Consider the following 14,751-nt stretch of genomic DNA (forward strand, 5'->3'; position numbering starts at 1 on the left):
GGCGGTCAGCGTCCTTCCTCGATCCAGGTGGCGACGGGGCCGTCGAGCACGATGTCCCAGTGGTAGCCGAGCGAGAACTCCGGCACCGACAGGCTGTGGTCGTAGGTGGCGACCAGCCGCTGCCGCGCCGCGTCGTCCGTCACCGACTGCAGGATCGGGTCGTACGGGAAGAGCGGGTCGTTGGGGAAGTACATCTGCGTCACCAGCCGCTGCGTGAACGCCGTGCCGAACACCGAGAAGTGGATGTGGGCCGGGCGCCAGGCGTTGACATGGTTGCGCCACGGGTAGGGGCCGGGCTGGATGGTGGTGAAGTGGTAGCGGCCCTCGGCGTCGGTGAGGGTGCGGCCGACGCCGGTGAAGTTCGGGTCGAGCGGGGCGTCGTGCTGCTCGCGCTGGTGGGCGTAGCGGCCGGCCGAGTTGGCCTGCCAGATCTCGACCAGCTGGCCGCGCACCGGGCGCCCGGCACGGTCCAGCAGCCGCCCGGACACGGTGATCCGCTCACCGATCGGCTCGCCTCGGTGGTGCCGGGTGAGGTCGTTGTCGATCCCGGTGATGTCGCGCTCCCCGAAGGCGGGGGAGTGCAGCTCCACCAGTTCCGGGTCCCGGGCGGTGTCGATGGCGACCAGGGGCTGCTTGGGGTGGCGGAGCACGGAGGAACGGTACGGCGCGTAGTCGCGGCGCGGGTGGTGCTCGACGGGTGCGCCGTCGGCGACGCGCTTCTCGTACGCGGCGTGCTCGGCGGCGATCTCCTGGTCGATGTCCTGCTGGGTGAGAGTCATGGGGATACCTGACGCTTCCTTGACGTTCGAGGACGAGTCCTCAGCGTTCCAGTACGAGGGCGAGGCCCTGGCCCACGCCGATGCAGAGGGTGGCCACGCCGGTGCCGGAGCCGCGCCGGGCGAGCTGGTGGGCGACCGTGCCGGCGAGCCGGGCGCCGGAGGCGCCGAGCGGGTGGCCGAGCGCGATGGCGCCGCCCTGGGGGTTGAGGATCGCCGGGTCGAACTCGGGCCACTCGGCCACACAGCCCAGGACCTGGGCGGCGAACGCCTCGTTCAGTTCCAGGACGGACAGGTCGTCGAATCCCTTGCCCGCCTTGGCGAGCGCGCGGTTGACGGCCTCGACGGGGGCGAGGCCGAAGTAGTGCGGGTCGACGGCGTGGACGCCGGTCGAGGAGATCCGGGCGAGGGGTTCGCGGCCGGTGGCCCTCAGGCCCTCCTCGTCGGCCAGGAGCAGGGCGGCGGCGCCGTCGTTGAGCGGGGAGGCGTTGCCCGCGGTGACCGTGCCGCCGTCCTTCCGGAAGGACGGCCTGAGCTTGGCCATCGTGTCCAGGGAGGCGTCCGGTCGTACGCATTCGTCGGCGGCGAAGAGCACCGGGTCGCCCTTGCGCCGGGGGACCGGCACGGGAGCCGACTCGGCGTCGAAGAGGCCCTGTTCCCGGGCGGCGGCCGCCTTGCGGTGCGAGGCGAGGGCGAACTCGTCCTGCTGCGCACGGCTGATCCTGTGCTTGTCGGCGATGAGTTCGGCGGACTCGCCGAGCGGGACGGTCCACTGCGGGTCCATCTCCGGGTTGACCATCCGCCAGCCCAGCGTGGTGGAGTACAGCTCGGCGTGGCCCGCCGGGAAGGCCCTGTCGCTCTTCGGCAGGACGTACGGCGCCCGGGTCATCGACTCCACACCACCGGCCAGGGCGATGTGGGCGTCGCCGACGGCGATGGCGCGGGCCGCCTGGATCACCGCCTCCAGGCCGGAGGCACACAGCCGGTTGACGGTCACGCCCGGCACGGAGGTCGGCAGACCGGCGAGGAGGGCGGCCATGCGGGCCACGTTGCGGTTCTCCTCGCCGGCGCCGTTGGCGTTTCCGAAGCAGACGTCCTCGATCCGGGCCGGGTCCAGACCCGGTGTGCGGGCGAGGAGTTCGCGGATGGTGTGGGCGGCCAGGTCGTCGGGGCGGACGGCGGACAGCCCGCCGTTGTAACGGCCGATCGGAGTGCGGACGGCGTCCACGATGTAGACAGGGTTCACAGCACGTTCTCCCCGATCCTCATTTCGGCGTCGGTCCTGATGACCACGTCCTCGACGGACACCCCCGGCGCGGTCTCCACCAGGACGAGCCCCGCCTCCGTGACGTCCAGCACCGCAAGGTCGGTGATGACCCGGTTCACACAGGCCTTGCCGGTGAGCGGCAGTGTGCACTCCTCGAGGATCTTCGGTGAGCCGTCCTTGGCGGTGTGGGTCATCACCACGATCACCTGACGCGCGCCGTGCACCAGGTCCATCGCGCCGCCGATCCCGGTGACCAGCTTGCCCGGCACGGCCCAGTTGGCCAGGTCGCCGCCGGCGGAGACCTGCATCGCGCCGAGCACGGCCACGTCGATGTGTCCACCACGGATCATCGCGAAGGACAGCGCCGAGTCGAAGAAGGACGCGCCCGGCAGGACCGTCACGGTCTCCTTGCCCGCGTTGATCAGATCCGCGTCGACCTGCTGCTCGGCCGGGTAAGGGCCCGTGCCCAGGATGCCGTTCTCCGACTCCAGGACCACCTCCACACCCGGCGGCAGGTGGTTGGGGATCAGCGTGGGCAGGCCGATGCCGAGGTTGACGTACTGGCCGTCGCGCAGCTCCCGGGCCGCGCGGGCGGCGATCTCCTCGCGTGTCCAGGCCATCAGCTGCTCACCGTCCGCCGCTCGATCCGCTTGTCCGCCGCCTGCTCGGCGGTCAGGGCCACCACCCGCTGCACGAAGACGCCCGGCAGGTGCACCGCGTCCGGGTCGATCTCGCCGGGCTCGACGAGCTCCTCCACCTCGGCGATCGCGACCTTCCCCGCCATGGCGGCCAGGGGGTTGAAGTTGCGGGAGGACTTGTTGAAGACAAGGTTCCCGTGCCGGTCGCCCTTCGCCGCCCTGACCAGCGCGAAGTCGGTGCGGATGGCGCGCTCCAGGACGTACTCGACACCGTCGAACTCCCGCACCTCCTTCGGTGGCGAGGCCAGAGCGACGCCGCCCTCGCCGTCGTAGCGCCACGGCAGCCCGCCCTCGGCGACCTGGGTACCGACTCCGGCCGGGGTGTAGAAGGCGGGGATGCCGGCGCCGCCCGCGCGCAGCCGCTCGGCCAGCGTGCCCTGCGGGATCAGCTCCAGCTCCAGCTCACCGCCCAGGTACTGGCGGGCGAACTCCTTGTTGCCGCCGATGTAGGAGCCGGTCACCCGGCCGATCCGCCCCGCGGCCAGCAGTACCGCGAGACCCGTCTCCATCGCCCCGCAGTTGTTGGAGACGACCGAGAGACCGCCGACCCCGCGCTTGTACAACGCCTGGATCAGCACGTTCGGCACACCGCTCAGTCCGAACCCGCCGACCGCGAGGGACGCGCCGTCCGGCACATCGGCCACCGCCTCCAGGGCCGTGGCGACCACCTTGTCCATCCGTGAAGCCCCATCTCTTCGCTATTAATCAGCGCACTGAGTATTTCAGCGAGGTCTTCCACACGCTGCCACCGGAGGCGATGCCCGTCAAGACATGGACTCTTTGCATTTCGCATGGAAGACAGGCGGCCTGGTCGACGGGTATTGTTCAGTGCACCAACGAACTGATCAGGGGAGCGCACATGGCCGCGGTGGACCTCACCACCCATCCCGGGCACCTGGCCCGGCGGCTGCAGCAGGCGCACTACCTGCTGTGGAACACGATGGTCTCCGAGGAGATCACCTCGCCGCAGTTCGCGGTCATGAACGCGCTCGTCGCCGAACCGGGCCTCGACCAGCGGACCGTGGGGGAGCGGGTGGGCCTGGACCGCTCGACCATCGCGGAGGTCATCAGCCGGCTCGGGCGCCGGGGGCTGCTGACCAAGACGCGCGACCCGGAGGACGGCCGGCGCTTCCTGCTCCGCCTGACCGACGACGGCCTGCGCACCCACCGCAAGCTGACCGTGCGCACCGCCCGGATGAACCAGGTCTTCCTGGCGCCGCTGTCCGCCGAGGAACAGACCGTGTTCCTCGACCTGATCCGCCGGGTCGCGGACGCCGCGGAAGGCCTGCGCAACCCGGCCGAACCGCTGGCCGCACGGGGCTGACCGGGCCGGTACGGGAGCTCACGGCGCCGGTGCGAAGACCACCCACACCTGGCCGTCGGCGAAGTTCACCGGGCTGCCGTCCGCCGCGGTGAACGTCGTACCGCCAGTCGCGGCCGGCCGTGACCAGGCGGCGTCGAAGGACCGGCCGTCGCGCAGCACCTGCGCCTTCCCCGAGCCGACCGTCACGGTGTACGGCGTGTGGTTGCCGAGCACGTCGTGGTAGCGGGAGGACCGGATCCGCACGTACTGCACGACGACCGTCGCCGGCGCCACCCGGGCGCCGTCCGTCGTCACCGTGGGCGTGCCGTCCATCGCGACCAGCCAGCGGTGCCGCTCGGCGGACCAGGTGAAGGTGAAGCGGGCGGCCGGGTAGCGGACGGTGCGCGCGGCCGTGGGGGTGCCGCCGGCCGGGGCCGGGCCGTAGCTGAAGCCGGTCGTCAGGGCCGCCCTGCCCGGGGCGGAGGGCAGCAGCTTGGCGGGGTGCAGATAGAGGTTGTGCGGGGCGGCCTTGGCGGTGCCCCGGTAGTAGGCGGCGGGGGCCCGGTCGGGGGACTCCGGTCGCAGCGGCGCCCTGTGGATCAGCGGGAGCAGCTTGTGCTGGGCGCCGGAGAAGGCGAGCGTCGGCCGCTGGAACTGGCGCAGCAGTTCCAGATCGGACTCGCGGGCGCTGCGCACCGGTCCGACGGTCTGCGGGAGCCTGGTCGCGTACACCGCCATCAGCCGGCTCAGGCCGCCCTCCACCTGCTCGGCGTACACCACATCCGCCGCGTCGAGCCCGGTCTGCGGGCGCGCCGCGGGCACGTTGTCGATCTTCACGGCGAGGGGGGAACCGGCCGCCGTGTCCGAGGGCGCCGGAGCCGACGGCGTCGTGGGGGCCGCGGGCGCCGGGGTGTTCTGTGGCGCGCGGTCGTCGGCACGGCCGTGGTGGGTACAGCCGGCTGTGAGGGAGACGGTCAGCGAGACCGCCAGCGCGGCTGTGCCCAGCGCCCCGCGCCGCGTGCGCGCTCCGTGTCTGATGCCCACCGTGGCCACCCCGTTCGTTTGTCCGATTGTGCGTTCATCGGGTCATCGCTGGCCATACCCGAACGCTTACGGTCATGCGCGGTGCGTGGGCCGTTCGGGCTCCGGAGATGACCCTGACGGGCGCCGGCGAGGCGGGCGAGCCGGGGGCTGTGCAGTGGCGGTGACGCCGGCGGACCGTGGCGGTGGCCATGGCTGGGCCGCGGGGCGTGACGGTGGCGGGCGTGGGAGGTGACGGGCGAAGCAGGGGTTCGGGCAACGGCCGGCCGGGCCTGGCGCGCGGGGTTCGGTGCTGGTGGGCGCGGGTACCCGGGCGCCACCGCGAATCGCCCACGCTACCGAGGGAGGGCGACCTCATGAAGGCAGTCACCTGGCAGGGCAGGCGGGACGTCCGGGTCGAGGACGTGCCCGACCCGCGGATCGAAGAGCCCACCGACGCCGTCATCCGCATCACGTCCACCGGACTGTGCGGCTCGGACCTGCACCTGTACGAGGTGCTCACCCCGTTCATGACGCCCGGCGACATCCTCGGACACGAGCCGATCGGCATCGTCGAGGAGGTCGGCCCCGGGGTGCCGGACCTCAGCGCCGGGGACCGGGTCGTGGTGCCGTTCCAGATCGCCTGCGGCAACTGCTGGATGTGTCTGACCGGCCTGCCGACCCAGTGCGAGACCACCCAGGTCACCGCCGAGGGAATGGGCGCCGCCCTGTTCGGCTACACCCGCCTGTACGGCGCCGTGCCCGGCGCCCAGGCCGAGTACCTGCGCGTGCCGCAGGCGCAGTTCGGGCCGATGAAGGTGCCCGAGGGCCCGCCGGACGACCGCTTCGTCTACCTCTCCGACGTACTGCCCACCGCCTGGCAGGCCGTCGAGTACGCCGCCGTCCCTCCCGGCGGCACCCTCGCCGTCCTCGGCCTCGGCCCGATCGGCGACATGGCCTGCCGGATCGCCAAGGCACGCGGGGCGGAGCGTGTGTTCGGCATCGACCTGGTTCCGGAACGGCTCGCGCGCGCCGACCGGGACGGCGTGGAGACCTACGACCTGAGGGCCTTCGACAACGAGAAGGCGCTGGTCAACGCCATCCACGACGAGACCGGCGGTCGCGGCCCGGACGCCGTGATCGACGCCGTCGGCACCGAGGCCCACGGCAGCGCCGCCGCGAAGCTCGCGCAGACGGCCACCGGGCTGCTGCCCCGCAAGCTCAGCGGGCCCCTCGCGGAACGCTTCAGCATCGACCGGCTCGGCGCCCTGCACATGGCGATCGACCTGGTACGGCGCGGCGGCACCATCTCACTGAGCGGCGTGTACGGCGGCACGGCCGACCCGATGCCGATGCTCACGCTCTTCGACAAGCAGATCCAGCTGCGCATGGGCCAGGCCAACGTCCGCCGCTGGGCCGACCAGATCATGCCGTATCTGACCGACGAGGATCCGCTGGGCGTCGACGACTTCGCCACGCACCGGCTGCCGCTCGCCGAGGCACCGCACGCCTACGACATGTTCCAGCACAAGCAGGACGGCGCGATCAAGGTCCTCATGCAGCCGTAGCGGAGATCCTCAGGCAGCCGTGGAGATCCCGAGCCGGAGCCGGCTCAGCCCCGGTCCTTCTCGCCGAGGATCTCCGCGAGGTCGTAACGCACCGGTTCCTCCAGCTGGGCGTAGGTGCAGCTCTCCGGTGTGCGGTCCGGGCGCCAGCGGCGGAATCGGGCGGTGTGCCGGAAGCGCTGCCCGTTCTCCATGTGGTCGTAGGCCACCTCGGCGACCCGCTCCGGCCGGAGCGGCACCCAGGACAGGTCCTTCTTCCCGGACCAGCGGCTCGGCGCGCCCGGCAGCCGGGCCGTCTCGTGGGCGGCCTCCTCCGACCAGGCCGCCCAGGGGTGCCCGGCCACGTCGTCCATGCGCAGTGGCTCCAGCTCCTCGACCAGTTCGGCCCGCTTCTTCATGGGGAAGGCGGCCGACACCCCCACGTGCTGGAGCCGGCCCCGGCCGTCGTGGAGGCCGAGCAGCAGCGAGCCGACCACCGGCCCGCTCTTGTGGTAGCGGTACCCGGCCACGACGACGTCCGCCGTCCGTTCGTGTTTGATCTTGAACATGGCCCGTTCGTCCTGCCGGTAGCGCAGGTCGAGCGGTTTGGCGACGACTCCGTCGAGCCCGGCGCCCTCGTACTGCTCGAACCACCGCTGTGCCACCTCGATGTCGGTCGTCGCGGGCGCCACGTGCACCGGCGGTGGCGCGTCGGCGAGGGCCCGTTCCAGCAGGACCCTTCGGTCGGTCAGCGGGACGTCGAGCAGGGAGTGGTCGTCCAGGGCGAGCAGGTCGAAGGCGACGAAGGATGCGGGTGTCCTGTCCGCCAGCATCCGCACCCGGGAGTCGGCCGGGTGGATCCGCTCGGTCAGCGCGTCGAAGTCCAGATGGCCCTCCCGCGCGATCACGATCTCCCCGTCCAGCACGCACCGCTCGGGCACGCGTTCCTTCAGCGCCGCCACCAGCTCGGGAAAGTACCTGGTCAACGGCTTCCCGGTACGGCTGCCCAACTCGACGTCGGCGCCGTCCCGGAACACGATCGAACGGAACCCGTCCCACTTCGCCTCGTAGTGCATCCCCGGCGGGATCCTCGCCACCGACTTGGCGAGCATGGGCTTCACGGGCGGCATGACGGGGAGATCCATGCAGCCGATTCTGCTCGCATACCTCCCGTGCCGCCCGGTATGCGCGCTGTGCGGGGTGCGCCTACCGTGGCCGCATGGGCGCTGCGGTGGAACTGGAGGTCGACGGCCGGACCGTACGGCTGTCCAGCCCGGACAAGGTCTTCTTCCCGGAGCGGGGCTTCACCAAGCTGGACCTCGCGCAGTACTACGTCGCCGTCGGTCCCGGCATCCTGCGCGCGCTGCGCAACCGCCCCACCACCCTGGAGCGCTACCCGGACGGCGTGGGCGGCGAGTGGTTCTTCCAGAAGCGCGCCCCGAAGGGCATGCCCGACTGGATCCCGACCGCCCACATCACCTTCCCCAGCGGCCGCAGCGCCGACGAGATGTGCCCCACGGAGCAGGCCGCCGTCGTATGGGCCGCCCAGTACGGCACGCTCACCTTCCACCCCTGGCCCGTGCGCGCCACGGACGTCGACCGTCCCGACGAACTCCGCATCGACCTCGACCCCCAGCCCGGCACCGACTACGACGACGCGGTGCGCGCCGCCCACGAACTGCGCGCCGTCCTGGACGAGTTCGGCGGACTGCGCGGCTGGCCGAAGACCTCGGGCGGCCGGGGCCTGCACGTCTTCGTCCCCATCGAACCGCGCTGGACCTTCACCCAGGTGCGCCGCGCCGCGATCGCAGTCGGCCGGGAGATGGAACGCCGGATGCCCGAGCAGGTGACGATCAAGTGGTGGAAGGAGGAGCGGGGCCGCCGCATCTTCCTGGACTACAACCAGACGGCCCGCGACCGCACCATCGCCTCCGCCTACTCCGTACGTCCCCGCCCGAACGCCACCGTCTCGGCACCCCTGCGCTGGGAGGAGGTCGGCGCGGCCCGGCCGGCCGACTTCGACCTCTCCACCATGCCGGCCCGCTTCGCCGAACTCGGCGACGTGCACGCCGACATGGACGACCACGCCTACTCCCTGGAGGCCCTGCTGGAGCTGGCCCGCCGCGACGAACACGACCACGGTCTGGGCGATCTGCCGTACCCGCCGGAGTACCCGAAGATGCCCGGCGAACCCAAACGCGTCCAGCCCAGCCGGGCCCGGCGGGAGCAGACGTCCTGAGCGCGGCGCTCCGCCACCGGGGGGTGCCGTCGGCATCATACCGGACCGCAACGCCCGGGGCCGCCGCCGTCGCCGGACGGCTGCCCGCCGCACGCGGCCAGGATGCGGCGGCAGTCGGCCAGCAGGGCCTCGTCCGACGCGACGTCGTAGCGGATGTTGCCGCGGCGGGGGCGGTCGTTGGAATGGCGGCGGGGAGAGGACAGTTCCGCGCGTATCAGGGGGAGGGCCGGGGCGGCCGCAGGGCCCATCCCGGCCAGGCAGGCGGCTATGTCGGGGCGCCGCGTCGGGGTGGTCCGCCACTGTTCGAGCAGGACCGGAAGGGCATCCTGTGCCTCACCGGTGACCCGCCACAGGGCGACCGCCGCAGGGACCACGGTGTGGCCCGCGGCGATCAACGCGCGCAGGTCCGGTGCGAGCGCCGCACCGGAGCGACCGAGCTCACCGGCCAGCTCCAGCGCCCGTTGCCTGCTCAGCCACCGGTCCGACCGCAGGTTCTCCCGGACCACCGGCAGCACCGCCTCGGTGTCCCCGGTCAGCGCCCACAGCGCACGGCCGGCGAGGACACGGTCCTCGTCGCGGACCGTGCGGTCCTCCCACAGCCGCCGCACCGTCGGCAGCGCCTCGGCCGCCGCCGGACCGAAGCGGGAGAAGGCACCCAGTACGGCTGCCCGCGTACGGCCGTGCTCCGCGTGGTCGAGAAGCCGGATCAGCACGGGCAGCGACGGAGTGTGCCGCAGCAGTCCCAGGGCGGCGGCGAGCTGGTCCGCGGCCTCGTGCTGCGAGTCGTGGCCCAGTTCGGCGAGCCGGTCGTGGAACACCGGGGCCAGCGGGGCCGCCGTCTCCGGGCCGAGCGCCTCGATCCAGCGGACCAGCTCCTCGGGGATCGCCACCACCGTCAGCAGATGGCCGAGTGCGGGCACGATCCGTGTGTCGCCCTGGAGCGTCAGCACCTCATAGGCCATGCCGAGGGCCATGTGCCGGAAGGGAGTGTCCTCTTCGAGCGGGCGGTCGTCCCAGCTCTGGATGTACGCCACGATCTCCTCGGACGCGCAGCGGGCGGCCGGCCCGAGGTACCGCAGCTCCGACAGCACGCTCTTGTGCAGGCTCAGCTCCTCGTCGCCCAGCAACCGGGCCAGCGCCATGACCGGTTCCTCCTCCGGCACCCGCCAGCCCGTCAGCAGCTTGCCGGCCGTCGTCACCGCGTGGGAGCGCCGGTTGCGGTCGGGGCTGTCCAGCATGCCGACGAGGAGGGGGACGCGGATGTCGATGCGGTCGCCCAGCTCAGTGTGCAACTCCTCCAGCAGCTCGTCGGCCTCGTCCAGGGCCAGGGCACGACGGTGCTGTTCCTTCAGCTCTCGCAAGTAGGAGATCATGGTGTCGGTGCGCGGGGCGGCGACCTCTGCGGGCTGGTCGGCTTCGGCCGCTTCCTGCGAGATGCGCATCACGTCCAGCGCCATACGGGCCGTGTCCTGCGGCAGTTCGCCGGGTGCGCACCGCGCCAGGTGGGCGAGGGCCGTCATCCGCAGCTCCGGGTCCCTGGTCCCGGTGACCACCGACCGCAGCAACTCTGCTGCGATGCCCTGCAGTTGGCTCGGTTCACGGACGGCCGCCGTCGCCACGGCACCGACCAGCGAGCGGGCCGCCGACGGGTCGCTCTCGGCGGGCAGGCGCTCGCGCAGGGCGGAGAACGCCCGCACGGGATCCGGATGCAGCCGGGCCAGGGCCGCCGGTGCCGTCGCCCGTACCCCGGGATCCGGATCGCCGAGCAGGTCCAGGAACTCCCCGGCCCGGGCGCGGATCAGGTCCCGGGCCACGAAGAAGTGCCGCTCCCAGTCCTCGTGCAGTTCCTCGTCGAACGCCGTCCAGTGCTCCGCGTCCTCCGGGTCCCCCGGGTCCTCGTCCGCAAAGGGATCGGCGATGCTGTGCAGCAACCCGACGACGGCACCCCGGCCGGCCACCGCCCGGTTCGCCGCCAGTTCGAAGAGGAACGGCACGCACGCGACCGTGCTGTCGTACACCGTGCCCTGGTGGAGCACCGCGCCGTACATGCCGTCGAGCGCGATCTCCCGGCGCACGGGGTCGTCCGACGCCAGACCCCGCAGCAGGTCCGGCACATCCGTCGCCGACTCCGTGTACGCATGCCCCAACGACGCCCAGTCGACGTCCTCGATCCCCCTGAACACGCTGTCCTCCCCATGGTCCATGGCGCCCGTCCGCCACTGATCACAGCATGCACCACGGCACTGACAACGGCCCCGCGCCAGGGGATCATGCAGTGGTGACCCGCGTCCTGACCCGAAGCGACCTGGAGACCGTGCTCGACCCCGAGGCCTGTCTCGCCGCCCTCCGTGACGGTTTCCGCACGGCCGACGCCACCGCCGTACCCGGCCAACGGGTCCGTACCGACCTGCCGTTCCCCGGCACCGCCACCGCGCTCATGCCCGGCCTGCTGCCCGGCGTCGAGGCGTACACCGTGAAGGTCAACGCCAAGTTCCCCGGAGCCCGGCCCGCCCTGCGCGGCGTGATCTGCCTGCACGGCGGCGCGGACGGCGAACTGCTCGCCCTGCTGGACTCGGCGACCGTCACGGCCTGGCGGACGGAACTGGCCGCGGCCCTCGGCACCGCGCTCCTGGCTCCGGCCGGCCACGCCGTGCTCGGCGTGATCGGAACCGGTGCGCAGGCCGAGCTGACGCTGCGCGGCCTGGCGAGCGCACGCCCGCCCGGCCGACTCGTCGTGCACGACACCGACTCCGGTCGGGCCGCCGCCTTCGCCGCCCGGCACGGCGGACGCGTGCTGGACTCGGCCCGCGCGGTGGCCGAGGCCGCGGACACCGTCCTGCTCGCGACCTGGTCCCGGGCCCCGCTGCTCGCCCTCGCGGACACCCGCGCCGGACAGCACTTCACGAGCCTCGGCACCGACGAGCCCGGCAAGCGGGAACTCGCGCCGGACCTGCTGGACGCCGCCCTCCTCGTCGTCGACGACCTCCGACTCGCCGCGCGCACGGGCGCGTTGTCCGCGCCTGGGCTCTCCCGGACCGGTGCCGACGCCACCCTCACGGACGTCCTGCGCGGCACGCACCCCGGCCGTACCGCCGCCCGGCAGCGCACGGTGTACGCCCCCGTCGGGCTGCCCTGGCAGGACCTCGCCCTCACCTGGCTCGCCTGGCGGGAGGCGGAACGCCGGGGCGTGGGTACGACGATCGACCTGCTGGAGTGAGCAGCGGTACCCGTGAGCCGAGCACCCCTGCGGTACCGACCGGGTCTCGACCGCGCGGCTATCCTGACCGGCAGCCGCCGATGAGGAGTCCCGAAGTGACCGAGGCAGTGTCGCGTCCCACGCTGGAGGCCGTGGCCGCGCGGGCCGGCGTGTCCCGGGCCACCGTGTCCCGGGTGGTCAACGGCGGCGACGGGGTGCGCGCGCCCTTGGCGGAGCGCGTCCGGCAGGCCGTGGCAGAGCTGGGTTACGTCCCCAACCAGGCGGCGCGCAGCCTCGTCACCAAGCGGCACGACGCCGTCGCCGTGGTCATCGCCGAGCCCGAGACCCGGGTCTTCACCGACCCCTTCTTCGCGCTGCAGCTGCGCGGCATCAGCAAGGAACTGACCGCGCACGACAACCAGTTGGTGCTGCTGCTCACCGAGGGCCGTGACGATCACACGCGCGTGGCCCGGTATCTGTCCGGAGGCCATGTCGACGGCGCGCTCGTCTTCTCCCTGCACCTCGACGACCCGCTGCCCGGCCTCATCCGGGACGCCGGTGTGCCCACCGTGTTCGGTGGACGGCCCGGCTGGGGCGACGACGGACATGGGGCGGGGGACGCTCGCCGCACGGCGGAGGACCCGGGCGTGGTCTACGTCGACTGCGACAACCGGGGTGGGGCACGCGCGGCCGTACGGCACCTCGTGGGTCTCGGCCGCAGACGCATCGCGCATCTCACCGGCCCCCTGGACCAGACGTCGGCGGTGGACCGGCTCGACGGCTACCGCGACGTCATGGGCGAGGCGCCGGGCGCGAGTGATCCCCGGCTGGTGGTGGAGAGCGACTTCACCCCGGCCGGCGGTGAACGCGCCATGCGCGTACTCCTCGACCGCTGCCCGGACGTGGACGGCGTCTTCGCCGCCAACGACCTGACCGCGCTCGGTGCTCTTCGCGTGCTGCGTGCGAGGGGCCGGCGGGTGCCCGAGGACGTGGCCGTGATCGGCTTCGACGACATGCTGCCCGTCGCCGAGGAGGCCGACCCGTCGCTCACGACGGTCCGTCAGGACATCGAGGAAATGGGGCGCCTGATGGCCCGCCTGCTGCTGCGCGGTCTGTCCGGCGGCCGCGACCGGCCGGATGCCCGTGACCGGACGGACGGCCATGACCGGACGGACGGCCATGACCGGCAGGAGGCCCGCGGCGCGACGCACGGCCGTGGCCGCACCGGACCTGCGCTCGACGGGCCGCACGCCGGCGGGGTGATTCTCCCGACCACGCTGATACGACGGGCCTCCGCCTAGCCGCCGAGCGAGGCGGCCCCGGCCGGTCGGCCGGCCGGACTCAGCCCTGTGGTGCCTCGCTCCTGATCACCGCGAAGCGGGCGCCGTAGGGGTCGGAGAGCCTGGCCATGCGGCCGACGCCCTCCATGGTCGTCGCGGGCACACGGACCTGTCCGCCGAGCCGCTGAGCCTTCTCGACCACCGCGTCGGTGTCCTCGACCTCGAAGTACGGCAGCCAGTACGGGCTGCCCTGGGCCTCGGACGGGTCGTCGGCCAGGGGCACGATCCCGCCGAACATGGCGTCCTCCCCGCCGTCGGCCGGATTGACGCACGTGTACGTCCCGCCCGGGAAGGGCACGGCGGAGGTCTCGAGGCGCAGTACCTTGTTGTAGAAGGCGGCGGCCGCGGCGATGTCCGGGGTGTGGAGCTCGACCCAGCACAGCGAGCCCGGCTCGCTCGCCACGTCGACGCCCTTGGTCCGGCCCGGCTGCCAGAGCCCGAAGGGCACGCCCGCCTGGTCGGCGAGGACGGCCATGTGCCCCTCGCCCATGACGTCCATCGGCTGGAACAGCACGCTGCCGTGCGCCTGTTCGGCAGCCTTCGAGGTGGCCTGTGCGTCCGCGCTCTGGAAGTACACCGTCCAGGCCGACGGCCCCTGCTCGGGGCCGGACTGCATGCCGCCCGCGACGGTCCTGCCGCCCAGCTGGAAGAAGCCGTAGCCTCCGGCGTCCGGTCCCGCCGACTGGAACTGCCAGCCGAAGAGGCCGCCGTAGAAGGAGACGGCGCCGTCGATGTCGGGGGTGCCGATGTCGATCCAGTTCGGGGCGCCGTCGACGAAACGGGTGGTGAGCATCTTCGCCCTCCTCGAAAGGGGTCCCGTCCTCTGCACTGCCGAGTCTGGCACCCCCCACCGACAATCGCCGCCGGAGCGCCGCGACGCGCCGGACGGATCCCGCCGCGCCCTGGATGGCCGGGCGCGTTCTCCGGGTTTTCGCCGCGTCCCGCGCGCCGCCGTGCGCCGGTGCGGGCCGGCGAAGCATCATCGGAGGCGGCCGGAGGTCCTGCCGACGGCGTTGACCCGGCGTTGATCGAACGTTTTTCGCCGCGCGGCACGATCCTGGCCATGCACTTCGAAACGATCACCCCGGCCGACGACACCTGGCAGGCGCAGGCCCTGTGCGCGCAGACCGGGCCGGACTTCTTCTTCCCCGAGCCCGGCAGCTCGGTGCGCGAGGCGAAGCGCATCTGCGCCATGTGTGAGCTGCGTCCGGCCTGTCTGGATTACGCCCTGGCCAACGACGAGCGCTTCGGCGTCTGGGGCGGACTGTCCGAGAAGGAGCGCCTCGCCCTGCGCCGCACGTCCCACTGACGCCGTCCGCCGACACCCGCCTGCGGCCCGTCCTTCCGTCCGGGCCGGCCCGGCGAGTG

14 protein-coding genes are annotated in these 14,751 nt (G+C 72.7%); 6 read left to right on the forward strand and 8 right to left on the reverse strand.

Going from position 1 to position 14,751, the window contains the following annotated elements; translation table 11 throughout:
• Positions 1–5: 5 nt before the first annotated feature.
• Genes pcaH through ACFYZB_RS10400 form a run of 4 tightly spaced genes read right to left on the reverse strand, consistent with a single transcriptional unit; the run spans position 6 to position 3,418 of the window.
• Complete coding sequence (gene pcaH / locus ACFYZB_RS10385) at positions 6–779, reverse strand: protocatechuate 3,4-dioxygenase subunit beta (RefSeq protein ID WP_388756614.1); 774 nt, start codon at positions 777–779, stop codon at positions 6–8.
• Between the two features lie 40 nt (positions 780–819).
• Positions 820–2,022: a thiolase family protein gene (locus ACFYZB_RS10390; protein WP_388756618.1), complete on the reverse strand. Its 1,203-nt coding sequence runs from the start codon at positions 2,020–2,022 to the stop codon at positions 820–822.
• The gene (locus tag ACFYZB_RS10395) at positions 2,019–2,663 is read right to left on the reverse strand and encodes a CoA transferase subunit B (RefSeq protein ID WP_388756621.1); all 645 of its coding nucleotides are present in this window, start codon (positions 2,661–2,663) and stop codon (positions 2,019–2,021) included. Before ACFYZB_RS10395 ends, ACFYZB_RS10390 begins: the two co-directional genes overlap by 4 nt.
• On the reverse strand, positions 2,663–3,418 hold the full coding sequence (locus tag ACFYZB_RS10400) for a CoA transferase subunit A (RefSeq protein WP_388756623.1): 756 nt from the start codon (positions 3,416–3,418) through the stop codon (positions 2,663–2,665). Before ACFYZB_RS10400 ends, ACFYZB_RS10395 begins: the two co-directional genes overlap by 1 nt.
• A gap of 182 nt (positions 3,419–3,600) precedes the next feature.
• Here ACFYZB_RS10400 and ACFYZB_RS10405 point away from each other — a divergent pair, with 182 nt between their 5' ends.
• The gene (locus ACFYZB_RS10405; protein WP_388756626.1) at positions 3,601–4,065 is read left to right on the forward strand and encodes a MarR family winged helix-turn-helix transcriptional regulator; all 465 of its coding nucleotides are present in this window, start codon (positions 3,601–3,603) and stop codon (positions 4,063–4,065) included.
• A gap of 18 nt (positions 4,066–4,083) precedes the next feature.
• On the opposite strand, the gene ACFYZB_RS10410 is transcribed toward ACFYZB_RS10405, so the two are convergent.
• The gene (locus tag ACFYZB_RS10410) at positions 4,084–5,097 is read right to left on the reverse strand and encodes a DUF3048 domain-containing protein (RefSeq protein ID WP_388756628.1); all 1,014 of its coding nucleotides are present in this window, start codon (positions 5,095–5,097) and stop codon (positions 4,084–4,086) included.
• Between the two features lie 344 nt (positions 5,098–5,441).
• On the opposite strand from ACFYZB_RS10410, the gene ACFYZB_RS10415 reads away from it, so the two are divergent.
• The gene (locus ACFYZB_RS10415; RefSeq protein ID WP_388756631.1) at positions 5,442–6,632 is read left to right on the forward strand and encodes a zinc-dependent alcohol dehydrogenase; all 1,191 of its coding nucleotides are present in this window, start codon (positions 5,442–5,444) and stop codon (positions 6,630–6,632) included.
• Between the two features lie 44 nt (positions 6,633–6,676).
• Here ACFYZB_RS10415 and ACFYZB_RS10420 read toward each other — a convergent pair whose 3' ends face one another.
• Positions 6,677–7,753 carry an ATP-dependent DNA ligase gene (locus ACFYZB_RS10420; protein WP_388756634.1) on the reverse strand — a complete coding sequence of 359 codons (1,077 nt, stop codon included), beginning with the start codon at positions 7,751–7,753 and terminating at the stop codon, positions 6,677–6,679.
• 74 nt (positions 7,754–7,827) lie between these two features.
• Between ACFYZB_RS10420 and ligD the strand changes: the two genes are divergently transcribed.
• A complete protein-coding gene (gene ligD / locus ACFYZB_RS10425; RefSeq protein ID WP_351212309.1) occupies positions 7,828–8,847 on the forward strand; it encodes a non-homologous end-joining DNA ligase in 1,020 nt (339 codons plus the stop codon).
• A gap of 35 nt (positions 8,848–8,882) precedes the next feature.
• On the opposite strand, the gene ACFYZB_RS10430 is transcribed toward ligD, so the two are convergent.
• Complete coding sequence (locus ACFYZB_RS10430; protein ID WP_388756635.1) at positions 8,883–11,030, reverse strand: HEAT repeat domain-containing protein; 2,148 nt, start codon at positions 11,028–11,030, stop codon at positions 8,883–8,885.
• Between the two features lie 95 nt (positions 11,031–11,125).
• On the opposite strand from ACFYZB_RS10430, the gene ACFYZB_RS10435 reads away from it, so the two are divergent.
• Together ACFYZB_RS10435 and ACFYZB_RS10440 are read left to right on the forward strand one after the other, a co-directional pair.
• Positions 11,126–12,064, forward strand: a complete 939-nt coding sequence (locus ACFYZB_RS10435; RefSeq protein WP_388756636.1) for an ornithine cyclodeaminase family protein — start codon at positions 11,126–11,128, stop codon at positions 12,062–12,064.
• A gap of 95 nt (positions 12,065–12,159) precedes the next feature.
• A complete protein-coding gene (locus tag ACFYZB_RS10440) occupies positions 12,160–13,344 on the forward strand; it encodes a LacI family DNA-binding transcriptional regulator (protein ID WP_388756639.1) in 1,185 nt (394 codons plus the stop codon).
• Positions 13,345–13,384: 40 nt separating this feature from the next.
• On the opposite strand, the gene ACFYZB_RS10445 is transcribed toward ACFYZB_RS10440, so the two are convergent.
• Entirely contained in the window at positions 13,385–14,176 is a 792-nt protein-coding gene (locus ACFYZB_RS10445) for a VOC family protein (protein ID WP_388756642.1), read from the reverse strand.
• 270 nt (positions 14,177–14,446) lie between these two features.
• On the opposite strand from ACFYZB_RS10445, the gene ACFYZB_RS10450 reads away from it, so the two are divergent.
• Complete coding sequence (locus tag ACFYZB_RS10450) at positions 14,447–14,692, forward strand: WhiB family transcriptional regulator (RefSeq protein WP_153536132.1); 246 nt, start codon at positions 14,447–14,449, stop codon at positions 14,690–14,692.
• Positions 14,693–14,751 lie beyond the last annotated feature (59 nt).

It is taken from the genome of Streptomyces sp. NPDC001852, from assembly GCF_042891825.1.
Lineage (GTDB): Bacteria > Actinomycetota > Actinomycetes > Streptomycetales > Streptomycetaceae > Streptomyces.